We start from the raw sequence: 23,597 nt of genomic DNA on the forward strand, positions 1-23,597 counted from the left end.
GGCCACCGAGCATCTCGCTTACAAGCTCTGTGCGGATCGTCCGGCGTCGTCTGCCCGTGTTCGTGACCTCGGGCGACTGTCCGCACGCTTCCGTCGCCGGGTGTCCTCGTCCACGTCGGTTGCTGTCGCCGTTGCTGTCGACAGCTGCACCCGATCCAAGCTGTCGTTCAAGTCGATCAGCCGTTGGGGTGCAGGTTCGTGCAGTTCCGCTGGAAGCAAGAGTCGGGCTTTCCGACCTCTCTACGTCACCCCCGACGCAGCCCTTGACCTGCTGAAACGTCTTCAGTCGTTCTCCGGCATCTCTCGCCGGTGTACGCGCTCAGTTGTGCCCGATCTATGCCAGGTGATCATGGCTTACGGGCACTGTGCTTCGTCGATGTCCTCGCTATCATCCAGACTCTTGTCGGAGAACTGGATGGAGAGGCTGTGTCCCCCTCACGCCGGCGCCGGCAGCAGGCCGTCGCTGTACCCCTGTGGTACGCCTACGCCATCGGCCTGGCCGGGCTCGCGTTCGTCATCTACCTGTGCGCCAACGAGGGTCTTGGGCCCGCCCTGTTTTGTCTCTTCGTTGTTGTCTTCACGTTCGGGGGCCTGTCGCCCAGGTCAAGCGCTGACATCAGGTATCCCCGGCCGGGTTTTAACTGGCACACGATTTAGGAACGGGGTAGCGCTCGCCGCGCAGATCTGCCTCCTACCAGGACATACGCCCGATAGCCTGCCAGGGTCGCGCTTAGCTATTCCGCACATCTTTCGGATCTTGTCGGGCCGGTCGGACCTCTCCAGGTGGCGGTCCAGCTCGCGGCCCACCTGACGGCTTCGCCAACCTGGTCGCCGTCACGGTTGGGCGCGGCGGATCAGCAACCGGCCGCCGAGCAGTAGCACGACTCCGCCGCCGAGTGCGGTGCCGCCGATGATCAGCCCGTCCCGCAGCCCACTTTCCTTACGCCGCACCATTTCCTCGTAGCTGACCGACTCACCCTGCCCGTTCCGAATGATGTGGCACCGGTTGTCAGGGCGCATAACCTTCCCATCACACGTCGGCGGTCCGCCGTCGGAGCTGAGCACGCCGCCTAACAACGCGACCAGTCCAGCACCCACAGCACCAACCCCGAGAGGCAGCATCAGCACGCCAATCACCGCCATCGCGATCCGACCGGCTGCCATTGCGACTCCCTTCGCGCTTACAGTGGGCGGGCGCGGCGCTTCCAGCCGTCTGCGGCCAACTCTAAGGCATCCGGCGACCCGGTCGAGTTGCGGTGCATGTCGATGATCGCCTCGCGGAAGGCGCAGCGCACACCGCGGTCAAGGGACGGGCAACGCATGATCCGCACATTACGAGTCAGTCCCCCGGCGCTGGTCCACCGCCTGGTCCTCGTGCCGGGCAGGGCGTCTCCGTCCGCGATCGTCCGCTCATGCTCGCTGGTTTGGCTGCTCGCTTGGCTGCTCTCCTGCCCACAACCGGCGCGCTCCTCGCTGGCAGAACTAAGATCGATAAAGGAGCTGCCTCATGCCCTTTGTCGCCGGTGCCGCGCTCCTACTCGCCGGGGTGGCCATCCTGCTGCTGCCCGGCCGGTTCGTCCGAGCCGAACAGGAGCAGTACGCCCCCATCGTCGGGACGGTCGCCGGCCGCGTCCTGACCCGCTTGGTCCTGGTACTGGTCGCGGCCACCCTCGTCGCCTCCGGCGTGGCGTTGATCGCGCAGGCTGTCAAATCCGCTTGAGTCTGCGCGAGCGGAACCTCTGCCCCACACTGCCAGGAGCGGGCGAGGCTTGGTCAACGTCGCCCGGCCTCGCTCGACGAGTCCGCGAAGGTACGGCCATGTCCGCCGGAGGGGCACCGCCTTGGCTACTCGTGTGGCTACTTCCTTGCTGTGGTGCTACAAGGCGTCGGCCCGGACCGATCCCGGTTCATCGTCTGGCCCGAACAGCGGGAGAACGCCGGTGATCTCAAGGACTCGCCGGACGTGACGGGTTGGGTTGAGCAGGGCCAGGGAGCCTCCGGCGTCGGTTGCGGTGCGAGAGGCTCTGATGAACACGCTGAGGATCGTCGAGTCCAGGAATGCCACCTGAGCGAGGTCGAGATCGACTACCGGCGTGTCCTGGATTACGGCATGGAGAAGATCGCCCAGTTCGTCTGCGCTGTTCACGTCCAACTCGCCTGACAGCGTCACGACAGCGCGGTCGGTGCGAGCCGCGGAACGCCACTGCCATTGGTCGCTGGGGCCGGCCGTCATGCCGCCTCGCCGGGGGTGATCTTGAGCTGATCAACGCGGTGACCCCGTTTGGAGTGCTGGTAGGGACGAGATCGCCGGCTAGGGCCTGTCCTGCCGATCATGGAAGCCAGATGACAGTGGCGATGAGGACCAGGCTGGACCGGTATAGGGATGCGCGTTTGGCGTAGCGGGTGGCCAGGTCGCGCCATTGCTTGAGTCGGTTGAAGCAGCGTTCCACGACGTTGCGCTTGCGGTAGGTCGCCTTGTCGAAGGCTGGTGGTCGCCCTCCGGTGCTGCCCTTGACGGCACGGCGGGCGACCTGGTCGGACCGTTCGGGGATGACGTGCCGGATGCCGCGTTGGCGCAGGGCTCGGCGGGTGGAGTCGTGGGCGTATCCCTTGTCCGCGATCAGCACGTCGGGACGCTTGCGGGGCCGGCCGGGTCCCGGCTCGTTGACGCGGATCGCGTCCAGCAGCGCCAGGAGTTGAGGGTTGTCGCCGGCCTGACCTGGAGTGAGCAGGATCGACAACGGCCGACCCCGTCCGTCGACGGCGAGGTGGATCTTCGTGCTCAGCCCGCCGCGGGATCGGCCGATGGCCTCGCCATCTTGCGCACCAGGCGTCGCCGGACTTGTCGGGGAGCCCCCTTTTTGCGGGCGCCAGCGGCATGCTGGTGCGCCCGCACGATCGACGAGTCGATGCTGATCGTCCACTGCACCGGTGTGCCGTCGTCATGCACCTGCGCCGCGGCGAGGATCCGATCCCACGTGCCGTCGGCAGTCCACCGTCGCAGCCGCTCGTGGCAGGTCTTCCACGGCCCGAAGCGTTCCGGCAGGTCACGCCACGGCGCACCCGTACGCAGCTTCCACAGGATCCCGTTGATGACTTGACGGTGATCCCGCCACCGCCCCCGGGCACCACCCGGCTCCGGCAGCAGCGGTGCGATCACCGCCCACGCCTCATCGGTCAACTCGCCACGACGCACCACCGGCACATCGTCAACGATCAACCACTACAAGATCGGCAGGACACGCCCTAGGCGCTGTACGAGCCACAGACCCCGGTGCGCGGGCATGCGGGGATCGGGCAGTGTATGCACGGCATGGGCGGGCATGCCGGGACCTTGATCAGAGATTCGGCAGGTCACCATGTCTTCGGAGCGGCTGAGCTGCAACTCCCCAACGCCACCGCCGTGACGTACGACGTTTGCTACCAGCTCGTGCACTGCTAGCACGAAGTCCTCCAGGCTAGATCCGGTGAGCCCGGCAGCCGCAGTGGCAGCAGTGACAGCCTGGCGAAGCTCCGACACCCGTGGAGCCGTGATTCTCGCGGACAACAGGGTATCCCCGTCCACATCCGCCCCCCGCCCGCGCAGACCGAGTTCTCTTCGTCGGCAGGGCTGCCGCCAACCATGGTGCGCAATCTACCCCCAGCACCGGGAACGAATCCGCCGACGCCCGCCGACCACCTGCTGCCTCTCGATCGCGCCCAACCGCCCCAGCTTCCCCGCCCCGGAGCCCGCCTCGCTTCCCATGCAAGTCCACCGATTAGGTGCGTAGCGCAAGCGTGCGAGCCCGACAATCAAGGCTCGACGGGCACGTTGGGTACAAGGAGCGATTCATGGCGCGCAAGAGCACTTCACGTATTCGGCAAGCTCTGGTCCTAGCTTTCAGCGCGGGGGCGTTGACCGGAGCGGCGGGCGTGCTGGCGCTGCGGCGTCACAGGCAGCAGGCAAGCGACATCCCGGCCGGTGACTTCGCCGGCCAGCTGGGCGACACTGCCTTCCCATCTCCGGTCAGACGCTCCGACGGATTCTCGCAGGGCTCTTTGACCGCGCCAGCCGTACAGCAGCGCTGACGCGGCCGTCCCACCGCATCAGTCGGACGTGGCCAACCGGGCCACCCGTCGGCATCTTTGGCCATCCCAAACGCGAGAACAAGTGGGAGCACTCATGGCAGACAAACCCGGTGGCAGCCCCGGCGCGGCATCTGCTGACACCCCGGTCCCTGAGCTGGTGCAGCGCGCCACGGAACAGATCACCCGCCTGGTCCGCGACGAGCTGATGATGGCACGCGCCGAGATGACCGCGAAGGGCAAACGCGCAGGCATGGGCGCAGGGTTGCTCGGTAGTGGCGCCACGCTCGGCTTCTACGGTGGCGGTGCCCTCGTCGCCGCAGTGATCCTGGCTCTGGGCGCGGTCATCCCGGATGCTCTAGCCGCGCTCATCGTCGCCGTCATCCTGTTCATCGCGGCAGCGGTAGCGGCCCTGTTGGGAAAGAAGCAGGTCACGAAGGCCATGCCACCCACGCCGACGGAAACCAGGGACAGCGTGCGGGCAGACACCGAGGCGATACGCGGCGCGGCAAGTCGGAGGCAGCCATGAGCACGGCAAACGCGGGTAACGACCCGGAGAAAATGCGGCAGGACATCCAGCACACACGCGCGGAGCTGGGAGATACCGTCGCCGCTCTGGCCGGCAAGACCGACGTCAAGACGCGCCTGCGCACCAAGGCCACCTCAACCGCGAGCGGGCTCCGGCAGCGCTTGACCACGGCCAGCCAGTCAGCGCGAACCTCGGCAGCCCAAAGGGTCGGCACGGTGCGGCAGAAGACCTCCCAACGGGCCGCGGTTGCCAAGCAGAAAAGCCTTCAAGCCGTGGCCCGAGTGCGAGCCTCGGCGGCCACCGGCACTCAGGCCCCCGACAAGACCAAGCCCGCCGTGATCGCCTCCGCACGTGCCGCGACAGCGAAAATCGCCGCCGCCGTGCGTACGAAGCCCGTTCCAGTCGTCACGGCCGCCGGCGCCGCGGCCGTCATCACCGTGATGGCCTACCGACGCCGTCGGACAAGATAACTGGCGGCTCGGACTACCCGGGCTCGGACATCGGCGACGACACCAGTAACGTGGGTTGTCTTGCCACCTGGCGTGACGATCTCGGCAGGGCCCGGACGCCCAGAGCTACTAGCTTGCCCGCCAGTTCACGAACTACGGTAAGCCTCAATCGTCTGCGTCCGTCAGTAGGCCGATCACCCCTTGTGACCTCGGCAAACGTCGTTGCCAATGGTCGTCGTTGGTCATCGTCGTCTGACGGCTGACGGCCTGGCGACGGCGTGGCACACCCAGTCGGGCCGTCCCGCCTCAGACCCCAGCGCCCGATACTGCTGTGATGGTTGAGGCAGTTGACGAGAGTGTGAACGCGGCCGGCGAGAAGGACGGCCGGCGGTGGCTTACTCCCGGCGTCGCAGGGATCGGCTCGGCCAGCTTCCTGGCCGACGTCGGCCACGAGGTGCCTACCGCGCTGCTGCCGAGTCTGCTCACGTCTTCGCTTAGTGCCTCGGCCGCCGCCCTGGGTGTCATCGAGGGTGTTTCGGACGGGTTGGCGGGGGCAGCTCGTCTCGCCGGTGGGGCGTTGGCGGACGATCCCGGCCGCCGCCGCAAGGTCGCGGTTGGCGGCTACACCATCACCGCCGCCCTCGGCGCGTTGATCGGTGCGGCCACCTCCGTGTGGCAGGTAGCGCTGCTACGTGCCGGCGCGTGGACAGCCCGAGGACTGCGAGTGCCGGCCCGTAACGCCCTGCTGGCCGATGTGGTGCCCGCTTCCGCGTACGGCCGCGCATACGGTTTTGAGCGGGCCATGGACAACTTCGGTGCGATCTTCGGACCGCTGCTCGCCCTGGGCCTGGTCGCCCTCGTCGGCGTCAAGTGGGCCACCGGCCTGTCGGTGATCCCCGGCGTGCTGGCGGCGCTGGCCATCGTCTACGCCATCCGCCGCGCCCCCCGTGCCGAGCAGCGCGAGCGTCAACCGATCCGGCTACGCCTACGCCCGGTACTGCGCGGTCGCCTCGGCCGGTTGCTCGCAGGCATCGCCGCCTTCGAAGTCGGCAATGTCGCCGCCACCCTGCTGATCCTGCGCGCCACCGAGCAACTGACTCCCGCCCACGGCACGGAAGCGGCAACCCGGCTGGCCCTGGTGCTCTACATCGGCTACAACATCGCCGCCACGATCGCCTCCATTCCCGCCGGGCGTCTCGCGGACCGGCTCGGCACGCGTGGCCCCGTCCTCGTTTTGACCGCCGGCGTTGTCTTGTTCGCCCTCGCCTACGCCGGCTTCGCCGCGAGCACTGCCAGCCTGGTCCTGCTCGCCGTGCCATTCGTTTTGGCCGGCGTCGGCATCGGTGCCGTCGAGACCGCCGAACACGCCGCCGTCGCCGTTCTCGCCCCCGTCGACGCCCGCGGCTCCGCCTTCGGCGTCCTCGCCACCGTGCAAGCCCTCGGCAACGTCGCCGCCAGCGCCATATCCGGCGTCCTCTGGACAGCCGTCTCCCCGACCGCCGCCTTCGGCTACCTTGTCGGCTGGATGCTGCTCGCCCTAGTCGGCCTCCTCGCCACCGCCCGTCGATAGGACCAGGCTTGTCAGACGTTGAAGCGGAACATAGAGTCGCTGTCCCGCCACCAGCGTGAACGACCGGTGACACCTGCTCACACCGCTCTGGCGGCTGCCATGGCTGATCGCTGGTTGACGATGTTTGACGGTGTCTTGTGCCCCCTGTGTGCCCAAGCCGCTCGGCGCGCAGCTTCCAGCTAGCACTGATCTGAGCGCTGGCGCCGGCGCAGCAGCACGGCTGTTACTAGGTAGCCAACGCCAAGCAATGCTGCCAGCGCAGAGAGGATCACGGACCAACTGATCGGCTCCCCGATGGCGAACACCCAGTGCGTCACGGCAAGGAAAAGCCAGATACCTCCCAGGATGAATCCCTGCTTCGGCGTCTTCGCTCCCTGCCACCACGGGCTGCCGGCCGGTCCCACGTATGCGATCCTGCCATCGTCGAGGGGCTGAGGCACGTCGAGGACGGGCGATCGGCTGACTGTCAGCTTGGGAATCGTGTTGATCTACACGCTGGGTGAGATTACGAACGCCTCGGTCCAGCACGGGCGTGCACACGCGGCTGCAGGCCGCGCCGCCGTTGACTCATCTTGTCCCCTACATCGGGCACGGACCGGGCACGCGGCAGACAGTGGCCCGGCGTCCGCGAGGGTCGCAGCCAGGGTCTCCGTTGTATGTAGTGTGCGGAAGTGACAAGAAGCGAGCAGCTCTCGGAGCAGTTGGACTGGTACTGGCGCAAAAACCTGCGGCCACGGCTGGAGGGTCTTACCGACGAGGAGTACTTCTGGGAGCCGGTGCGCGGCTGCTGGAGTATCCGTCCACGTGACACGTCGGCCGCACCGATGTCGGAAGGTTTGCGGGAATGGACGATGGACTACGTGTTCCCTGGCCCCGAGCCGGCGCCAGTGACCACAATTGCCTGGCGGCTGGCGCACATTATCGTCTCGTGTCTGGGCTATCGGGTCGGATGGTACTTCGGCGGCCAGGACGTCAACTCCGAGACATTCGCCTACGCGGGGACTGCTGACGAGGCGCTGAAACAGCTCGATGAGATGTATGGGAAATGGAACGCGGGGGTCCGCGACCTCTCGGACGCTGACCTGGAGAATCCGCCCACATTGGGTCCCGAACGGTTTCCCATGGCGAACAGAATCCTGCACGTCAACAGGGAGCTGATCCATCACGGTGCCGAGATTTCCCTGCTGCGCGACCTCTACCGCTGGCAGGACGGAGCCGCACCGCGCCGAATATGACTTTCCGGTGACCGGGGATCGAGCTTCGGAAAGCTACGCGGCCTCCTTGACGCTCCGCGGCTGCGAGCTTCAGTGAAGCTGCGCTGTCGAGCAACCGTCCGATCCCGTCGCTGCCTCCGGCTGAATCACGCACGCGAGGGTGCGGCCGGCCCGGCCGATGCCGGCGGGAGGTCGCCAGCAGGCCGGGGCCGAGCCGGCCCGACCCCGCACGTCAAGCGGGCCTTGACGCACGGTCGGACGCTGCCGGAACAGACGGAGTCGGCTCTCGTGTCACGGACCGCACCCCCGACGACACCGCTACAGTGGCGCAGTTGACCCAACCTCGATCGGCACGGACCCGCTCCCGGGGTCAGAGCTGGCCACCGGCGGCCACCCCTCCCCTCCCAGGCGAGCGGTTGACCTGACCCTAAGCGGCTGCGGAGCCGGCTCCTGGACGACCGGCATGTCCTCGCGCGGACACCGCCCCCATGCTTGGGGCTTGCCGCGCTGACCCGGCGCGCGCGTTACCTGCGCCGCGCCGCTCAGGCGCGGCGCGGGCCGGCTGCCGGCGATGAACCTCCACCTCTTCCCGCTATCCCGTCGCGGCGGCCCCGGGTTCTCCGCTCTCCGCGCCGGCCGCCGGGCATCAGGCGTGACGGCCGCAGAGCGACAGCGGCAGCGGCCGGCGCGTGCCCAGGCGGCGGCGCGTGCGGCCCGTCAAGGGCCGCCTTCAAGACGTACAGAAACTTTGAACGGGGATTCTGTGAGGGTGCTTTCGCCGGCAGCCGGTGTCGTACTCCGCTTGATGTGTGACAGGTTGGCTTCAGATGATGCGTGACACTCCGGCGGGGCGTGCCGCCATGTGCCGTGACGTATGCGGTCAGGCGACCTCGGGGCGGACGATGAGTGTCACGTCGCTGCTGGTCGCGATCACCAGGGTGCGGCCGGACGGGGAGAATCCGGCGGCGCGTAGTTCGGAGTAGTCGGAGTGGAAGACGTGCCACCAGGTCGTGCCCGGTGGGCCGTTATAGGCACCCCCGTCGCTGGACAGCAGGACGCGATGGTTTGGCCACTCGGGTGCCACCACGTCGATGGTCCAGCCGTCGTCGGTCGTGGTGTGCAGGCCGCCGCCGAACAACCCGGCGATGCGTACCCGAGTGCCCGCCAGCACGCCGATGCCCGGACAGGCAAGGTCGGGCCCGGACGGTGACGCGTCGTCGGGGTCAGGGTGACGGTCCCGCGCGACCTTCTCACCCGTTGTCGCGTCGATCAGGCCAAAGCCGTCCATCGAGACGACCATCAGGAGGTCGACGCCGGTCTCCGGGTGAACACCGAAGCCGACTCCCTGCAGCCCGCCCACCGGTATGTAGCGCCGCGTCTGGTCGAGGTACCGCCATGGCTCGGGCGCCGCGACGACCGGGGCGGACAGGAACTTCGCCCGCAGTTGCTGTTGGTAGTCCGAAAGCATCCCTTTCTCCTCCCACAGTCGGCCGGACAACCTCCCGGCCTGTACAGGTCCGTCGTGCTGAGTAACGGTTCGGCACTGGCCCCCGCCATCGATGTCGCGCATCATCCGACGCTGATCCGTAACGCATCAACTGGAGCCCGGCATGGCCGGCAGCCGGCTGTCCGGTCTCAGGACCTGCGTGATACTCCGCCAAGTGTTCGTGGGCATCAGCGTCATCCGATCGTTACCAGGCTCCGCGCGCTGGCCGTCCGAACGGTGAGGCCGCGAGCATCCTGCGCGGGCCGATGCTCCTCAATACTGTTTCCGTGCTGAGTATCGATCAGAGCGACGGGATCGAGGCGAACCAGGTCGTCGAACTCGACCTGGGCTTCCGTCCTTCGCCAGCGGGTTCGGGCGAGATGTTGCTACACACCGACGGGCCGGACGCCGTCCTCGTCCTCTTCGTGGTCAACCGGTAGTTCCAGGCGGTAGGTCCAGCCATTGTGACGTTCGCGCGTTGTTCCCAATCGGTTTTCGGGTACCCAAACGACGAGGCCGCGATGGGCGATCCCCGACTGCGGAACCGTGGTTACGGGTTCTACGAGGTACGCGACTCACCATGGAAGCAGCGGCTGCGAGCCTACAACCGTCAAGCGTTTCCGGACGAAACTTGCTCGCCGTCCGGGACGCGCCACTTCCTGGTGAGCTGCCCCGAGAGCACGGCTCAGTTCGTGGCGGATGAGATTTGTATTGAGCCGCGACCCGGCCCGTTCGCAGCCGCCGTCTGGGAGGCATGCGATCGGTTGGTCGATTAGCCGCTCTGGTGGGTGCGATCACGGCTGCGGACCGAGCCACCAATCCAGTCCGGGTCCTGCCCCTGGCTGCTGCAAACGTCGTAGTGAGCAGGCCATAGATCATCTAGCCAGAGGTGTCACCCACGTCCCGAGACTGATCTGTCACGCAGGTCCTGAGACCCGACAGGCCGGCAGCCGGCCCGGTGTCCTGCGGCGGGTGATGCTTGACGTAGTGGCCTCGGACGGCGCTAGACATGCTCGCGAGGCGGCAACCGCGGCGACTCGCGGCATGTGCAGGGCCTCACCGCACCCACCGCCCCACCCCGGGACTGGAGCGGTCGGCCGCAAAGGGCTGCTGCTGCGACTGCCGTCCGGGTTGCTGCCCGCCGCGCCGCCGGCCCCGAGGACACCACCCGCCGTCGAGGTCGACGCCGCGTCGGTGACCGTGTCCACCGTCCGCCCGCAGCCGGTGCAGCTCGGCCGCGTCGTGCCCCCGTCGGGGAACCTGACCGTTGCCCAGCAGTAGGTGTGGCTCGGCCCCGCCCTCGCTGGCACCCCGGTCACGATCTGGGTCGACACCGACCGGTTGCACGTCCTGACCGTCGATGGCGCCCGCATCAAGTCCAGCCCATCAAGGCTGTCCCAACGCGACCTGGCCCGCCTACTGGCCGACGGCGGGACCCCTGCCGGCCCGCCTCCACTACCACAGCCGGCGCCGCAGACCACCGCCGTCGAGATCGACCGCGCCGTCAACGCCTGCGGCGGCATCAGCATCGCCGGTCGGCAGATCAGCGTCGGCATGCCGCTTGCCGGTCAGCGGGTCCGGGTCCGCCTCGACGGCGTCCTTCTGCACGTCATCGACGAGGCCGGGCAGCTGCGCCGCACCCTGCGCTGCCCCTTGCCACCGACCGCCTGCGGCCGCATCCGCGACGCCCGACCGGCCTCCCCGGTCCCACCACCGGCCACCGCCCCGACGGTCGACCGGGTCGTGTCGGTTCAACGGCAGCTTCCAGGTCGCCGGACAGAAGATCCAAGTCGGGAGGATCCACGCCCGCAAACTCGTCACCGTCGCCCTCGACGAGCACACCGTCACCGTCTACGACGCCGACACCCCGATCACAGCCGTGCCCCGGCGCAGCACCACCGACCTGAACCGCACCAGAGCCAAACAAAAGATCACCATCCCGGCTCAGGCTCAGGAGCCTCGCCTTCGTGCGCTCGCCCGGCTTGTCGGCGCGCTGAAGAACCGCCTCGACCACCGTGGCGACGAGCTGGTCCGGATCCGGCGTGCCGCGGCGGGGGCCGCGAACTCGGCTTGCAAACTTGGACGGTATAGTCCAGTAGGTGGCTCGACTCTGGGCGAACCAGCCAGAAACCACGCCAGCGGCGTGTTGCCATTGGCCCGTCCAGTCCAGCCAACAACCAGGATGGAGTGACTGTGATGTCGGAACGTACGGCCCTGATTACGGGCGGCACCAGCGGAATCGGGAAGGCGACCGCCCGGACTCTGCACAATCGCGGCTACCGCGTTGCCGTCACCGGACAACGTCAGGAGAGCGTGGCTCGCGCACGGCAAGAATTGCCCGACGATGTCCTGGTTTTGCAATCTGACGTGCGGTCGCTATCGGACATCGACAAGGTCGTGTCCGAAGTCGGAGGACAGTTGGGAAGTCTGACCACGCTGTTCCTGAACGCCGGCGTCAACCGTCCGATGACGCTGGAGGATTGGGACGAATCGGGCTACGACGAGGTGTTCGCCGTCAACACAAAAGGAGTGTTCTTCACCCTGGTGAAAGCCTTGCCGCTGCTGTCTGACGGCGCTTCTGTCATTGTGACAGTGGGTATCGGAGCAACGCGCAGCCTCACCGGCAGCAGCGTCGCGGCCGGGTCACACGGCGCGATGCTGGCCATGATCCCGACACTTGCGCTCGAGCTCGCACCGCGCCGGATTCGTATCAACGCGGTCAGCCCCGGAATGACCGACACTCCGATGACGAGAGCCTCGATCCGGACGGCAACCGATGACGTCGCGGGGACGATGACGGCGATGGCCGAGCACAATCCGTTCGGCCGCCTCGCGACGCCAGAAGACGTCGCGGGGACGGTCGCTTTTCTGGCTTCGGACGATGCCGTTTACATCACCGGGCAGGAGATCGTTGTGTCTGGGGGTGCCGGGTTGGCCATCTGACCGAATTGGTCTTGCTCAACGGCGCGCAGAACGAGACGGTCGTCACCGGCAACGTCGTGTCGCACTCCCGTGTGGGTATCTCCGAGAGTGGCCTCGTATGACGCCGGCCTTCTCGTCGTTGACGACACGGAAGTCGATCTCACAGGCCTGCCAGTCGGCTACGACCTCCTGGATGAGCAACCCTGGCAGGACTCAAACCTGCGCCCCCAGATCCGTAATCTGGTGTCCTATCCATCCGCGCTACTGGGGCATGGTGTCGCGAAGGTCTCGATGTAGCCGAGAGCGGCTTCCAGGGCATCCTTGAGGGGGGAGATGTTCCGGGCGACTTGTGCGAGGAGCATGCCGCCCTGGAACGCAGCGAGGAGCAGGCTCGCGAGCTGCTCGGGGTCGGCCTCGTTGCTCAGACGGCCCTGCCGCTGCAGGCGGAGGAGCGCGTCGCGGAAGATCTGTCGCCACTGGGCGAACGCATCCGCAAGCTCACCGTGAACGTCGAGGTCGGTCTTGATGATCTCGCTGGCGAGCGACCCGAGGCTGCAGCCTTCGTGGTAGGCGCGTTCATACCCGATATAGAACGCTGCCCACTTCCGAAACCCCTCGAGGCTCTCGAAGCCGTCGAACTGTTCGCTGTGGTGGAGCCCGAGGACGCGTTCAGCCTGCCATTGGATCACCGCCAGGACGAGGCTCTCCTTGGTCGGAAAGTAGTGGTTGATCTGCGACCCGCTGACGCCGGCGGCGCGCCGGAGCTTGTCGTTGTTCGTGGCGTGGACGCCCTCGGCGTAGATGAGCGCGGCGGCGTTCTCCAGTATCCGGGCACGCGTCGCCTGCCCCTTCGCGGTGAGCTGGCGAGGCTCTGGTGCTGCCGTCGTGGACTTCATGATTCACATCTTATCAAGAGTGGGCTTGACAGCCCAGTCTTGTGTGGTGTTGTATCTGGGAAGTGGGCTGCGCGGCCCAAAACTTGACCCAGGTCGGTTATCGACCACCCCCGCATGGACCGGAGTGGATTTCCCATGTCACGCCTGAACGTTCTTCCTGCCGATGAGCCCTCCGCCGACGTGCGGAGCACGCTCGACCAGGTCGGAGCGCAGTTCGGCTTCGTACCGAATATGTTCACCATGCTCGCGTCGAACCCGACCGTCCTCGATCTCGTCATGACGGTGCAGACGAAGGCGGGCAGGCTCCTGGACGCGAGGACGCGCCACACGATCGCACTGGCCGTATCCGAAGCCGATGGCTGCGACTACTGCCTGGCGCTGCACACGGCCGGGTCCCTGAAGGGCGGAATGTCCGTGGAGGACATCGAGCTGGCACGGGCGGGAAGCTCGGTCGATCCGAAGCGGGCTGCGGTGGCTCGCTTCGCCCAGCGGGTGATCGAGACGCGCGGACGGGTCAGTGATGCTGACCTCGCGGCCGTCCAGGGGGCCGGGTACACCGATCCGGAGATCTTGGCGATCGTCACGCTGGTCGTCCGGGCGCTGCTGACCAACTACCTCAACAACGTCAACCTGACCGACGTCGACATCCCGATCCCCGACCTGGCATGAGCGCTTACCAAGCTCACAGGAACAGGGACCTGATCGGTCGAACCCTCGCCCTGATCAACGCCCTGGGAAGGAACGATATGTCCGGCTCTGAGCTCTATGAGACGTTCATGGCACTGCACACCCGAGAAGGGGCCCTCGTCATGCCGAACGCCTGGGATGGCGTGTCGGCATTGATCCTGGCGGATGCCGGATTCGAGGCCATCGGCACGTCGTCGGCGGCCCTGGCGGCCGCGCTGGGCCGCACCGACGGAAGCCACAGCATCACCCGCGACGAGCATCTCGACCACGCACAGCTGCTCGGCCGGCTCACGGGGTTGCCCGTCAACGGTGACTTCGAGGACGGCTACGGCGTCACCGCCGAGGACGTCGCCGTGACCGTGGACAGTGCCGTCGCGCACGCGCGCTGGCCGGCATCGGGATCGAGGACACCACCGGGAATCCCGATGACCCGATCCGCGACTTCGACGACGCGGTAGGCCGGGTTCGCAGTGCGGTCGTCGCGGCGAAGCGACGCATCGTCGTCACCGCTCGAACCGACAACTTCATCCAGGGGCGGCCTGACCTCGATGACACCATCCGACGGCTGACGGCCTTCGCCGAGGTCGGCGCCGACGTGCTCTACGCGCCGTTCCCGCCCGACCTCGAGTCCCTGGTCGCGATCGTCACCGCCGTCGCGCCGACACCCGTGAACGTTCTCATCTCACCGGCGGACCAGGTGCTGACCGTCTCTGAACTGCAGAAAGCCGGGGTCAAGCGCATCAGCCTGGGCCCTGCGCTCTACACGCACGCGATGGCTGCTCTCGAACAGGCGGCCGCGGCGCTCAAGGCCGGCGACATCGCCTCGGCCACGACAGGCATCAGCTTCGACCGGGTGGGAGAACTCCTCGCCCGCAAACCCTAGCCCTATCCGACTTTCACCATCTACAACCTCTCAACTCATCACGCACAGAAAGCACGATGACATGGATCTCGACAAGCTCATGAGCAAGCACCTCAGCCGGTATTTCGACGGCAGCAAGACGATCCCGGACGAGACTCTTCAGCAGCTGCTGAAGTTCCTGCGCTCGGCTCCCACGTCGACGAACATCCAGCCGAACCACTTCTACGTCGTGTCCACCCGCGAGGGCAAGGAGCGGCTGGCGGCCAACCTCGGCGAGCGGTTCCAGGACAACGCCGAGAAGATCCTCAACGCCTCGCACACCATCATCCTCACCACTCGGGCCGATGTGACCGAGCACCACCTCGAAGCGGTGTTCGCCAAGGAGCGGGCCGACGGCCGGTTCGCAGATGAGGCCAAGCAGGAGCGGTGGGAATCGATGACCCGCGACTTCGTAAGCCTGCGCCAATACAGCTACAAGGACACCTACCACTGGATGGAAAAGCAGACCTACATGGTGATGGGTCTGACGATGATGGCCGCCGCCGAGCTCGGCGTCGAGGCCATGCCGCTCGAAGGCTTCGACCCGGTCAGCGTGGACAAGGCCTTTAACATCCGCGCGACCGGACACACCACCACCGTGCTGCTCGCGCTCGGCTACCCCGACGAGGCGAAGCAGTACAAGACCCCGGTGTCGCGGTTCGAGCCCGAGCGCCTGTTCACCTTCGCCTGAGCCGCCTGGCCCGGGCGAACCGATCACTAGAGGAATTGATCAGCTATGGACGGACAGGAACTCCAGAAGGTCGCGAACGAGTACGCGACAGAGCTGCCGCACGTGACGTTCGAGCACCGCGTCGGCCCGAATTGGGAACTGTACAAAGTGGGCGGCAAGGTCTTCATGCTCATGACCGACATGCCGGGACACCCCGTCGTGATCCTGAAGGCCGATCCGGACGAGGCTGTCGGGCTGCGCGAGCAGTACGCAGAGATCACGACCGGCTACCACATGGACAAGAAGCACTGGATCACGGCAGCAGGTGGGCCCAGCGTCGACGAGAACCTGGTGAAAGAACTCATCACCGACTCCTACCGGCTCGTGGTCGACAAACTCCCAAAATCCAAGCGGCCCGCGGACCAGGGCACGAGCCCGGCCGCTTGAAACCCGAAACACGCACGAACAGAATCAACAGAGAGGACAAATCGTGATCGGACTCGGTGTTCGAGCCGCCAACGGCGCCTTGGAGATCCTCGACCTTCCAAACCCCCGCCAGCCTGACGCGGGCGAGCTCGTCCTTAAGGTGGTCGCGGCAGGGATCGGCCCGTGGGACGCCCTGCTTCACACGGGCGGATGGGACGTCGGCCTCGTTCCGCCCGCAGCTCTGGGCGTCGAAGCCGTCGGCCGCGTCATCGCGACCGGCCCGGACGAGACCGAATTCCGCACGGGAGACCTCGTGCTGGTCCACGAGGCGCCCCTGCCAGGCGGCAGTGGCACCTGGGCAGAGCGCGTCCTGGTCCGTTCCGCGCACGTCGCACGACTGCCCGAGAACCTGGCTCCGGAGATTGCGGCGGCGCTCCCGGTCGCCGGGCTCACCGCCCAGCAGGCTCTCGACGAGCTGCACGTCGACGCCACCACCCGCCTGCTCGTCGTCGGAGCCTCCGGCCCCACCGCGTCACTGGCCGTGCAACTCGCCCACCTCCGGGGCGCCGAGATCGTCGCCGGTGCAGGACCGGCCCGCGCCGATCAACTCCGCGCTCTCGGCGCCAGCGAGGTCATCAACACCCACGCCGACGGTTGGGCGCAAAAAAGCGATCGCCGATTCGATGCCGTCCTCATCGCCGCGACAGGCACCGCCGAGGACGCGATCGGACTGCTCACCGACGGAGGCCGCCTCACCTCCATCACCTCGGACGCACCCGACTCGATTCGCGGAATCACCACCTCGAACCTTTACGTGCAGCCCGACGGACGTGCACTCGGCGAACTCGCGGCACTTGCCGCCTCCGGCGAACTGCGCCTTGACGTCCGGACGACACCATTCGAGGACGGCGCCGCGATCGCGGACCAGGTTGCGGGCGGCCGCTCTGGTGGGGTCAAGTACGTCCTCGAGTTCTGACGTCCGCGGTAGAAGGACGTTGGTGCCTGATCACTCGCCGCCCCACCGGAGGTCACCGTCGGGATCTTCGACGCTGATGCGGCACGCCAAGCCGACGCTGGGTCTGGTGCCGTCGTTGTTGCAGGACCGGGAGTTTCGCGGCAGGTTCACCCACGGCCTGGACGACCCGGACGGGCTCGGCGGGTTCTGGCTCTGGTGCGACGGCATCAACGATTCCGCGGCCAGGTCATCGCCCCCGTCCTCGCGAGGCTGTGGGCGTTCCTGCTGCGGGACTTCGTCAAGAGCGTCATCGGCAATGCGCACAGCTCGTTCGACATGGGCAAGATCCTCGACCGCGGCGTCCTCCTGTGCCGGCTCTCGAAAAGGCATCCCTCGGCGAGGAGACCAGTCGCATCCTCGGCTCGCTGATCGTCGCCCGGGTGTGGCAGGCCGCCATCGCGCGTCTACTAATGCCCGCCGAGACCCAGGATAGAGCTCTCCTCCCGGCGGTGTCTTGACACAGAGGGGAGCCTACTTCTTTCATTGACCTGCGACCGTGGCCCGGCCAGGCTTCGGTCGAGGCGCCCGGGCTGTCGCTCTCACATCGGCTGCCCACGTTTGTTGTGTGGCTCGCATTTGGCCTGCGCAGTCCCGGGCGCCGCCAGGGCGGGGAGAGGCTCAAGAGGGGTTTGCTCTGCTCGAAGTAGCGTTGCCCTCCCGGCTCGATGAACCAGGTGGATCGAGCAACGGGAGGACCTGTTGAGTGTCACGTCGGATCGCGTGGTCATCGGTATGGACCCGCACAAGCGCTCCGCCACGATCGAGGCAAATCAGCCGAAGAGTTGACGACAGACGCCGCAGAACCGGCATACCGCGTTCCGCCAAGATCGCCGGACCCCGGCTCCGAGCCCATTCGGGAACCGCCCACCGAACCGATCCGGAACACCGATAGCCGCAACCCCGGCCGCTCGACCATCCCGCGCCGCAGCCACCGACCGGCGTCCCGGAGCACCGCGCCGTGTCCCACCAACGCCACCCCGGTCCACCGGCTCCCGAGCACCCACCGAGCGACCACCCACCGCCCGCGCACACGAAAAAGGCCCCGACCCAGTGTGAACCAACAGGTCAAGGCCTTGATCGTTGGTGCGCCGCCAGGGACTCGAACCCCGAACCCGCGGATTAAGAGAAGATCGCGGATGGGTGGTCACGGTAGCCTGCGCCTGGTCACGCAGTCTGTTGCTGTCTGGCCGTGTCGGCGTCTGCCGGCAGTCTTGGCTGTACAGATGGCTGTACGGGGAGGGGTTCGCTGATGACGCTCTCGGCGGAAGACAAGTTGGCGGTCCACGAGCTGATAGCTCTGCACGGGCATCTCATGGACGCTGGCGAACTCGACAGGATGGACGAGCTGTTCGCTGTCGACGTGGTGTATGACGTGACAGCCTTCGGAGCTGGCGAGTTGCACGGCTATGAGGCAATCAAGCAAGCAGCTCTAGCCCTCGGGGACAGGAACCCTGTGGGCCACCATGTCACGAACGTCTACGTAACCGAGGACGCGGACGGCACCGTCCGGGCTCTGTCGAAAGGGATTGGCATCAATTCCAACGGATCAGTCGGTAGCGTGGTTTACGAGGACATTGTCCGCCGAGAGGTCGCTGGGTGGCGGATCGCCTTTCGGAAGGTGAAACCTCGACGGGCGCCGCTGCATCCATGACTTCACCCTGTCGTCTGCGATACCGGATCTCCTCGTCGGGCAGTCGCCAGACCGTCCAGCCTCCCCGGACGGGGACAAGGTGGAGCGCCCTACCGGACGAACGACCTTGGCCCCGTCCGGGGAGGCTGGTAGCCCTTGTGGTGCCCGGCGAGGTGATCCGCAGGCGGCATCTCTGAGGAGGGTCGGGGTTCGAGGCGGAGCCCCGAGGTCTTCTGGCCCCTGGTCGTCCCCAAGCGTGGCCGGCCGCCCCGGCCGATGCCGGCCGGAGGTCGCCAGCAGGCCAGGGCCGGGCCGGCGCGGCCCGCTTTGCGGGCCGCCTTGATCCTCAAAAGGTCAATTGGGCAGTGAGAACCGCTCACTGTGACGGACGGCCACGCGGAATGCGGCAAATCAATGCGTTGTTAGGGCTGTTGTGGGCCGTCCGTCAGCCGTTGGGGCGTGACTGGATCGCCTGCGGCGACCACCTGCTGTCGTCAGGACCGCCGAAGTAGACGAAGTTGCCCCCTGGTTGCACATCGACCTCACTGGCATCGACGCTAGATCGAGCAGTTGCCGCGCGCCGCCTCGGCGTCGGCGGTTCCTGCTGCGGACAGCCGGTCAGGCACGGGGTGGGGCGGCGGCCGATCGGCGGCCCCCATGCGAGGCGACCAGGGCATCAGCCACGATCGCGGCGTCCGCGTCGGCGACGTCGGCGGGATACTCCGGCAGGAGGTCGTCCCAGACGACCAGCCAGGATCCGTAGAGCTGCGCCTGGCCCTCCGGCCGGGCGAAGATCCAGACGTGCAGGTGAGCGGCGCCGTCACCGATGCGGTAGACGTGGGCTCGCGAGATGTGCGGCAGAGCCTGCACGTGGCGGACGATTCGGGTGGTCAGCAGTCCCAGTTCCGCGGCGAGATCGTCGGGGAGCTCCGCCATGTCATAGTGATCGCGCGGGTACAGCATCAGCACCAGCGGCACGCCCACTCCCGGGACACGAGCCAGCCGCCAGTGATCGTTGAACCAGATGCCCTCGTCGCGCTCCTGACAGTTCCGGCACTCCGCCGGATCCTCGCCGTGCCGGGCGGGCTCGGGCAGCACCGGCGGGCGCAGCGGCGCGACGCGCAATGCATCCTGTTCGAATGGGCTGATGTCCCATCCCGTCATGCGCGCCAGCGGGAGCCGCCGCTCGCTGTCAGCGACGGCTACCGCGTGGTCATAGAACTGGTCCGGACGCAAGGCCATGGCGCGAAGAGTAGTACAACCAAGATCCCATCGGTCTGGTCGGCGGTTCGTCTCGCCCGTGGCGCCGGAACAGGCTCGCGCCAATCTGCAAGTTCATCGCACGGGTTGAAGCTGAACAGAGATCATCCAGATGTCACCATCCGCGCGGTAGGTCGTCCCCCGCGGAACGCGGCAGAAGAGGATGCGGGCCAGCCGCGCCTGCTGAGCCGGTTTCCGCTCGTCGCGTCCGGTTGCGGGCGACTGCTCCATCAGGTCAAGCGCCTGCGAAGGATGTAGTTGAGCCCGAACTCCGTCTCGCTGGTACGGACGTCGACATAGCCGAGCCGGTGGTAGAACCCGTGCCCGGTGATGCTGGCCCCGGTCTCCATGTAGTCGTAGCCGTCGATCACGGCCAGCGCCTCGATACCGCATCAAGCGTCGCCCTATGCCCCGCCCGGCGGTCCGGGGGTGCACAAACATGGTGTAGACCTTGTTGCCTTCACGGGAGACCGTGCCGGCGATCCCATCCGACTCGGCGACGAACATCTGTCTCTCCGTGGCGAGTTCCTTGATGCGTACCGGTGAGAAATGGGCACACATCCGCTCGATGACATCGGCTGGATAATCGTGGCTGTTGACCTGACGCAAGCAGCATCCGATCAAATCGGCCACGACCGTAGCGTCTGCATCTTCGAACAACCGTATCGTCGCCATCAATACATTCTGCCTGCCACCCGAAGGCAGAAGACAGTGTGCCCGGCGCCCTGCGGTGCGCCGGCGCCGGCACCGGCACCGGCACCGGCACCGGCACGAGCGTGCGCGCCGGCGAACACACGACGCTCACACGGCGTGACGATCATCGCCGCGACCAGCGCGCACGGACTGCGGCATGGTCGGATGTGCTCCAGCCGCCGAGCAGCCAACGCCCGACCAGCGCGGCGGTGTGAGAGCCGGCGTCGGACGGCTCGGCCCACCGGGCGGTCCGGGTAGCCATGTTGCTGGTGGTGCGAGGAACCTCGGTGAGGAGTTGGTCGCCGTCGCGGACGCGGAAGGTGCTGCCGCCGTCTTCGACGGTGACGGTTCGGCCGGCGTGGCCGATGCCAACGTGTATCTTCTGGCCGGCGATGACGAGGCCACCACGACTGCTGACGCGCCGTTCGACACGCGGCGGTTCTGCTGATGGTGGCGGTGGCAATCCGGCGGGGCTGGCATCGCGAAGGCGTGCCTGTTCGGTCGGGGTCAGCGGGTTGGGCAGGCTGCGCAACGGGGTCGGTCGGTGTCGAGCAGGTGCAGGACGCCGCGGTCAAGACGGACGGTGACGCGCCGGCCGGCCAGGTGGTAGCCGACGGGGGCCTGCCAGCCGGCGAGGCTGACCAGTCCGGTGGCGTTGACGAGACGGTCGACCTCGACGGCGGCGCCGGGCTTTACCGGGCCGGCGGTGACCGGGGGCAGCCCGGCGGGGCGGCCGCCGTCGGCGAGGAGGTCGCGCAGGTGGGTGGGGGTGAGCCGGGACGGGACGGTCTTGAGGGAGACGCCGTCGAGGAGTAGGTGGACGACAGTGGTGTCGGCCCAGAATCCGATCGTGAGCCCAGCTCTGGCTGGGCCGAGCCAGAACTGCTGCCCGCAGACGGCGAAGTCGCCGGAGGTGGGAACGGTGCGGGTGATCTCGACGGCAAGGTTGACCGGGTCGACACTGTTGGCCGAGACCAGCAGCGGCGCCGCGGCAGGCTGCTGATCGTGTGGCGGCCGAGGTTTCGGCACGGTCACCGGTGACGGCGCGTCCGGCCCGGGGGATCCGCAGTCAGCGTTGGCGGCAGTCGCAGCGGCAGCTGCGGGTCGGTGGGGCCGGCGGTGAACCGGTCCGCTGGAAAGGCCATGTCCAAGGATTGGTGCGGCCGGTCGGTGTTGTACTCGCGCCGGGACGCGAGGCAGACTGCCCGGCCGGGGGCCCGAGGGACGACAGCGGCGATGACGCAGAACCGGGAATGGTCGTCGACGCCGGTGACGACTCGGGCCTCGCGCCCGTTGGCGAGCATGACCCCACCCACGATGTCCATCTGCCAGAGTTCCATCGGCTGCTCACGCTGCCACCGCCGGTAGTCCTCCCCGCCCGCTGGCGGGGTACCAGGTCGAACAGCCCGTGCCGGAGCAGCACCCGGTAGATGGTGCTCAACGATGGAATCGGGCCGGGACAACCGAGGCGGCCCAGCTCGTAGTGCAACCGTCGCTGCCCCCACCGGGGGATGTGTTCGGCGCAGGTGGCAAATCGCCGCTCAACGTCGGCAGGGGTCTGGCTGGATGCGCCTGGGGTCGGTGCGACCAGTCTCTCAGCCCGTCCAAGCCCTCCTCGTCATACCAGCGCACCCGCGCGTTCGGCCATCCAGACCGGGTGCCGGCCCTGGTCGACGACCTGCGGACCGCCCGAGCGCCGTTGCCACCACTGTCGCTGGTGGCCACCGTCGAAGATTCGGAAGGCGAACGGGTCGTCGGGCACGTAATGCTCAGCGGTTGCCGGTTGGACGTTCCAGAGCGGTTGGTGGCCGTGTACACCCTGTCGCCGCTCGGCGTCCTGCCGGAGTTCCAGCGATCCGGCATCGGCAACGCGTTGATCGGCCACGCCATGTCCGCCGCCGACGCCCAGGGCATACCGCTGGTGTTCTTAGAGGGGCACGCCCGGCTACTACGGCACACGGCGCTTCGACAACGCCGAGCGGCTGGGCTTCCGGCCGCCGACGCTGCGGTACCCGCCGGGCGCGTACCAGGTCGTCCTGCTGTCAGCGTACGAGGACTGGATGCACGGCACCCTCGTCTACTCCGACGTCTTCTGCGTTCACGACTGCGTCGGCCTGCGCGGCGAACGGCTACGCGCGCTCCAACGATCCGGAGGCAGATGACCCATCGTGTCAGCGGCCCGGTGACGCCGCGGTACGCCACTGCCGACTTGACCACTGATCGACGTCAACAGCACGACCTCGGTAATGATCGCGCCCGGGTAGCCCGTCGGCCTTCCCTTACTGACTAAGGCACTCGACATCCGGATCTCGCCACGTGAGTGCGTTCGCCGCCACCTATTGGATCGGGATGTCGGCGACGCGTGAAGACTGGGGGGCCTGTGGCGCCGAGTTGGGCGAGTTCCTATTCGGTCGATGTGGTGGGTCTCCGGGTGGCGGGCGGTGGAAGTCGGCGCAGCGCTCGGATGGCTAGCACGGCGAGCGGTACGCCCACCGCTAGGACGGCGATTGCCTGCACGGACGCGATCGTGGCGAGGGTTGTGTGCTGTGCCTGGTCGCTGTAGTCGGGCAGGGTTGCGGTTCGCAGGGCGAGCGTGGCTACGGCGAGCAGGGTGAGCGCCAGTGACCATGGCAGCGTGCGAGGACGACGACGGGATACCCGAACGGTCAGGTGTATCACCATGGCGGCAGTAACGGCCGCGCAGGACAGGCCCGGCCAGTCCAAAAGCCTCAGCGTCGGTGTGGTCGCCTGGATGGTGAACAGCGGCACGGGGACGAGGAGGATGCCGACCGGCAGCGCGAGGAGCCAGGGGCGGCGCGGCACCGGTGGAGCGCCGTGGTGAAAGGCCGACATGGCGATGAGCAGGACCACGTCGATGAGCAGGATCGCCCAGGGCGACACGGACAGCGGTACGTCACCGGTGGCTTGTTCCACGGCGGTAGTGATGGCGGGAGGCATGATGGCAAGCAGCGCGACTGCCTGGGCCACGCGCCGGTGTCCGAGGACGAGCGCGATATAGGCCGGTAACCAGGCGTAGCTGGCCAGGTTCCACGCAGTGTGCCAGATGCTCGGCGGTGAACTGATCGCCCATTCGGATGCGGGAGTTGGCAACCAAGGGAGCTTCCCGGAGAGCCACAACGAGACGGCGATACTGGTGGTGATCATGATGGCGTGGGTCAGCATC

The 23,597-nt window shown here is 67.2% G+C and carries 30 protein-coding genes and 1 pseudogene; 18 read left to right on the forward strand and 13 right to left on the reverse strand.

The window, feature by feature from the left end:
• Positions 1-834: 834 nt before the first annotated feature.
• Positions 835-1,164, reverse strand: a complete 330-nt coding sequence (locus tag ACSNOA_RS21605; RefSeq protein WP_436660908.1) for a hypothetical protein — start codon at positions 1,162-1,164, stop codon at positions 835-837.
• 343 nt (positions 1,165-1,507) lie between these two features.
• Here ACSNOA_RS21605 and ACSNOA_RS21610 point away from each other — a divergent pair, with 343 nt between their 5' ends.
• Entirely contained in the window at positions 1,508-1,720 is a 213-nt protein-coding gene (locus tag ACSNOA_RS21610; protein ID WP_436660909.1) for a hypothetical protein, read from the forward strand.
• A 156-nt stretch (positions 1,721-1,876) separates the two neighbouring features.
• On the opposite strand, the gene ACSNOA_RS21615 is transcribed toward ACSNOA_RS21610, so the two are convergent.
• From ACSNOA_RS21615 to ACSNOA_RS21625, 3 genes are all read right to left on the reverse strand, one after another.
• Positions 1,877-2,233 carry an STAS domain-containing protein gene (locus tag ACSNOA_RS21615; RefSeq protein WP_436660911.1) on the reverse strand — a complete coding sequence of 119 codons (357 nt, stop codon included), beginning with the start codon at positions 2,231-2,233 and terminating at the stop codon, positions 1,877-1,879.
• 97 nt (positions 2,234-2,330) lie between these two features.
• Positions 2,331-3,196 (reverse strand): IS5 family transposase gene (locus ACSNOA_RS21620; RefSeq protein WP_436662391.1). Its coding sequence is split into 2 segments (ribosomal slippage): positions 2,331-2,863 and positions 2,863-3,196, totalling 867 coding nucleotides; the frame shifts between segments, so codons are not numbered across the junction.
• A 27-nt stretch (positions 3,197-3,223) separates the two neighbouring features.
• Entirely contained in the window at positions 3,224-3,565 is a 342-nt protein-coding gene (locus ACSNOA_RS21625; RefSeq protein WP_436660912.1) for an ATP-binding protein, read from the reverse strand.
• A 266-nt stretch (positions 3,566-3,831) separates the two neighbouring features.
• Between ACSNOA_RS21625 and ACSNOA_RS21630 the strand changes: the two genes are divergently transcribed.
• The 5 genes from ACSNOA_RS21630 to ACSNOA_RS21650 all read left to right on the forward strand — a co-directional run bounded on the left by ACSNOA_RS21630 (position 3,832) and on the right by ACSNOA_RS21650 (position 7,848).
• Positions 3,832-4,068 carry a hypothetical protein gene (locus ACSNOA_RS21630; protein WP_436660913.1) on the forward strand — a complete coding sequence of 79 codons (237 nt, stop codon included), beginning with the start codon at positions 3,832-3,834 and terminating at the stop codon, positions 4,066-4,068.
• 94 nt (positions 4,069-4,162) lie between these two features.
• A complete protein-coding gene (locus ACSNOA_RS21635) occupies positions 4,163-4,594 on the forward strand; it encodes a phage holin family protein (RefSeq protein WP_436660915.1) in 432 nt (143 codons plus the stop codon).
• Complete coding sequence (locus ACSNOA_RS21640; protein WP_436660917.1) at positions 4,591-5,064, forward strand: DUF3618 domain-containing protein; 474 nt, start codon at positions 4,591-4,593, stop codon at positions 5,062-5,064. The genes ACSNOA_RS21635 and ACSNOA_RS21640 overlap by 4 nt, the downstream gene beginning before the upstream one ends.
• Positions 5,065-5,377: 313 nt before the next feature.
• Positions 5,378-6,613: an MFS transporter gene (locus tag ACSNOA_RS21645; protein ID WP_436660919.1), complete on the forward strand. Its 1,236-nt coding sequence runs from the start codon at positions 5,378-5,380 to the stop codon at positions 6,611-6,613.
• A 671-nt stretch (positions 6,614-7,284) separates the two neighbouring features.
• Entirely contained in the window at positions 7,285-7,848 is a 564-nt protein-coding gene (locus ACSNOA_RS21650) for a DinB family protein (RefSeq protein WP_436660921.1), read from the forward strand.
• An 859-nt stretch (positions 7,849-8,707) separates the two neighbouring features.
• Here the strand turns inward: ACSNOA_RS21650 and ACSNOA_RS21655 are convergent.
• Complete coding sequence (locus ACSNOA_RS21655) at positions 8,708-9,397, reverse strand: hypothetical protein (protein WP_436660923.1); 690 nt, start codon at positions 9,395-9,397, stop codon at positions 8,708-8,710.
• A 203-nt stretch (positions 9,398-9,600) separates the two neighbouring features.
• Here ACSNOA_RS21655 and ACSNOA_RS21660 point away from each other — a divergent pair, with 203 nt between their 5' ends.
• Both ACSNOA_RS21660 and ACSNOA_RS21665 read left to right on the forward strand, forming a co-directional pair.
• Positions 9,601-9,753, forward strand: coding sequence for a hypothetical protein (locus ACSNOA_RS21660; RefSeq protein ID WP_436660924.1), 153 nt, complete (start codon positions 9,601-9,603; stop codon positions 9,751-9,753).
• Positions 9,754-10,357: 604 nt separating this feature from the next.
• Positions 10,358-10,594, forward strand: coding sequence for a hypothetical protein (locus ACSNOA_RS21665; RefSeq protein ID WP_436660926.1), 237 nt, complete (start codon positions 10,358-10,360; stop codon positions 10,592-10,594).
• A 174-nt stretch (positions 10,595-10,768) separates the two neighbouring features.
• Here the strand turns inward: ACSNOA_RS21665 and ACSNOA_RS21670 are convergent, their stop codons facing one another.
• Positions 10,769-10,921, reverse strand: coding sequence for a hypothetical protein (locus ACSNOA_RS21670; protein ID WP_436660928.1), 153 nt, complete (start codon positions 10,919-10,921; stop codon positions 10,769-10,771).
• A 588-nt stretch (positions 10,922-11,509) separates the two neighbouring features.
• On the opposite strand from ACSNOA_RS21670, the gene ACSNOA_RS21675 reads away from it, so the two are divergent.
• Positions 11,510-12,256, forward strand: a complete 747-nt coding sequence (locus tag ACSNOA_RS21675; protein WP_436660929.1) for an SDR family oxidoreductase — start codon at positions 11,510-11,512, stop codon at positions 12,254-12,256.
• A 227-nt stretch (positions 12,257-12,483) separates the two neighbouring features.
• On the opposite strand, the gene ACSNOA_RS21680 is transcribed toward ACSNOA_RS21675, so the two are convergent.
• Positions 12,484-13,131, reverse strand: a complete 648-nt coding sequence (locus tag ACSNOA_RS21680) for a TetR/AcrR family transcriptional regulator (RefSeq protein ID WP_436660931.1) — start codon at positions 13,129-13,131, stop codon at positions 12,484-12,486.
• Positions 13,132-13,266: 135 nt separating this feature from the next.
• Here ACSNOA_RS21680 and ACSNOA_RS21685 point away from each other — a divergent pair, with 135 nt between their 5' ends.
• From ACSNOA_RS21685 to ACSNOA_RS21715, 7 genes are all read left to right on the forward strand, one after another.
• Positions 13,267-13,800 (forward strand): carboxymuconolactone decarboxylase family protein, encoded by a 534-nt coding sequence (locus ACSNOA_RS21685; RefSeq protein WP_436660932.1) that lies wholly within the window; start codon positions 13,267-13,269, stop codon positions 13,798-13,800.
• Positions 13,801-13,907: 107 nt separating this feature from the next.
• A complete protein-coding gene (locus ACSNOA_RS21690) occupies positions 13,908-14,276 on the forward strand; it encodes an isocitrate lyase/phosphoenolpyruvate mutase family protein (protein ID WP_436660934.1) in 369 nt (122 codons plus the stop codon).
• The gene (locus ACSNOA_RS21695; protein ID WP_436662397.1) at positions 14,252-14,701 is read left to right on the forward strand and encodes an isocitrate lyase/phosphoenolpyruvate mutase family protein; all 450 of its coding nucleotides are present in this window, start codon (positions 14,252-14,254) and stop codon (positions 14,699-14,701) included. The genes ACSNOA_RS21690 and ACSNOA_RS21695 overlap by 25 nt, the downstream gene beginning before the upstream one ends.
• Positions 14,702-14,762: 61 nt before the next feature.
• Complete coding sequence (locus tag ACSNOA_RS21700; protein ID WP_436660936.1) at positions 14,763-15,410, forward strand: nitroreductase family protein; 648 nt, start codon at positions 14,763-14,765, stop codon at positions 15,408-15,410.
• A 45-nt stretch (positions 15,411-15,455) separates the two neighbouring features.
• Positions 15,456-15,836 carry an MmcQ/YjbR family DNA-binding protein gene (locus ACSNOA_RS21705; RefSeq protein ID WP_436660938.1) on the forward strand — a complete coding sequence of 127 codons (381 nt, stop codon included), beginning with the start codon at positions 15,456-15,458 and terminating at the stop codon, positions 15,834-15,836.
• 43 nt (positions 15,837-15,879) lie between these two features.
• Positions 15,880-16,791 carry an NADP-dependent oxidoreductase gene (locus ACSNOA_RS21710; protein ID WP_436660940.1) on the forward strand — a complete coding sequence of 304 codons (912 nt, stop codon included), beginning with the start codon at positions 15,880-15,882 and terminating at the stop codon, positions 16,789-16,791.
• A 1,288-nt stretch (positions 16,792-18,079) separates the two neighbouring features.
• Positions 18,080-18,481, forward strand: coding sequence for a nuclear transport factor 2 family protein (locus ACSNOA_RS21715; protein WP_436660941.1), 402 nt, complete (start codon positions 18,080-18,082; stop codon positions 18,479-18,481).
• A gap of 597 nt (positions 18,482-19,078) precedes the next feature.
• Here the strand turns inward: ACSNOA_RS21715 and ACSNOA_RS21720 are convergent.
• The 3 genes and pseudogenes from ACSNOA_RS21720 to ACSNOA_RS21730 all read right to left on the reverse strand — a co-directional run.
• The gene (locus ACSNOA_RS21720; RefSeq protein WP_436660942.1) at positions 19,079-19,702 is read right to left on the reverse strand and encodes a hypothetical protein; all 624 of its coding nucleotides are present in this window, start codon (positions 19,700-19,702) and stop codon (positions 19,079-19,081) included.
• A gap of 248 nt (positions 19,703-19,950) precedes the next feature.
• Positions 19,951-20,091: a hypothetical protein gene (locus tag ACSNOA_RS21725; protein ID WP_436662461.1), complete on the reverse strand. Its 141-nt coding sequence runs from the start codon at positions 20,089-20,091 to the stop codon at positions 19,951-19,953.
• Positions 20,092-20,161: 70 nt separating this feature from the next.
• A pseudogene (locus tag ACSNOA_RS21730) lies at positions 20,162-20,395 on the reverse strand (GNAT family N-acetyltransferase); the annotation flags it as partial.
• Positions 20,396-20,708: 313 nt separating this feature from the next.
• Between ACSNOA_RS21730 and ACSNOA_RS21735 the strand changes: the two are divergent.
• Positions 20,709-20,861 carry a hypothetical protein gene (locus ACSNOA_RS21735; RefSeq protein ID WP_436660944.1) on the forward strand — a complete coding sequence of 51 codons (153 nt, stop codon included), beginning with the start codon at positions 20,709-20,711 and terminating at the stop codon, positions 20,859-20,861.
• Positions 20,862-20,920: 59 nt separating this feature from the next.
• Here the strand turns inward: ACSNOA_RS21735 and ACSNOA_RS21740 are convergent, their stop codons facing one another.
• Together ACSNOA_RS21740 and ACSNOA_RS21745 are read right to left on the reverse strand one after the other, a co-directional pair.
• The gene (locus ACSNOA_RS21740; RefSeq protein WP_436660945.1) at positions 20,921-21,442 is read right to left on the reverse strand and encodes a hypothetical protein; all 522 of its coding nucleotides are present in this window, start codon (positions 21,440-21,442) and stop codon (positions 20,921-20,923) included.
• Between the two features lie 2 nt (positions 21,443-21,444).
• Positions 21,445-21,753 carry a hypothetical protein gene (locus ACSNOA_RS21745; protein ID WP_436660947.1) on the reverse strand — a complete coding sequence of 103 codons (309 nt, stop codon included), beginning with the start codon at positions 21,751-21,753 and terminating at the stop codon, positions 21,445-21,447.
• A gap of 377 nt (positions 21,754-22,130) precedes the next feature.
• Between ACSNOA_RS21745 and ACSNOA_RS21750 the strand changes: the two genes are divergently transcribed.
• Entirely contained in the window at positions 22,131-22,703 is a 573-nt protein-coding gene (locus ACSNOA_RS21750) for a GNAT family N-acetyltransferase (RefSeq protein WP_436662398.1), read from the forward strand.
• A gap of 113 nt (positions 22,704-22,816) precedes the next feature.
• Here ACSNOA_RS21750 and ACSNOA_RS21755 read toward each other — a convergent pair whose 3' ends face one another.
• The gene (locus ACSNOA_RS21755) at positions 22,817-23,596 is read right to left on the reverse strand and encodes a hypothetical protein (RefSeq protein WP_436660949.1); all 780 of its coding nucleotides are present in this window, start codon (positions 23,594-23,596) and stop codon (positions 22,817-22,819) included.
• Position 23,597: the final 1 nt, after the last annotated feature.

The sequence above is a fragment of the Micromonospora sp. URMC 103 genome (genome assembly GCF_051386435.1).
Classification (GTDB): domain Bacteria; phylum Actinomycetota; class Actinomycetes; order Mycobacteriales; family Micromonosporaceae; genus Micromonospora.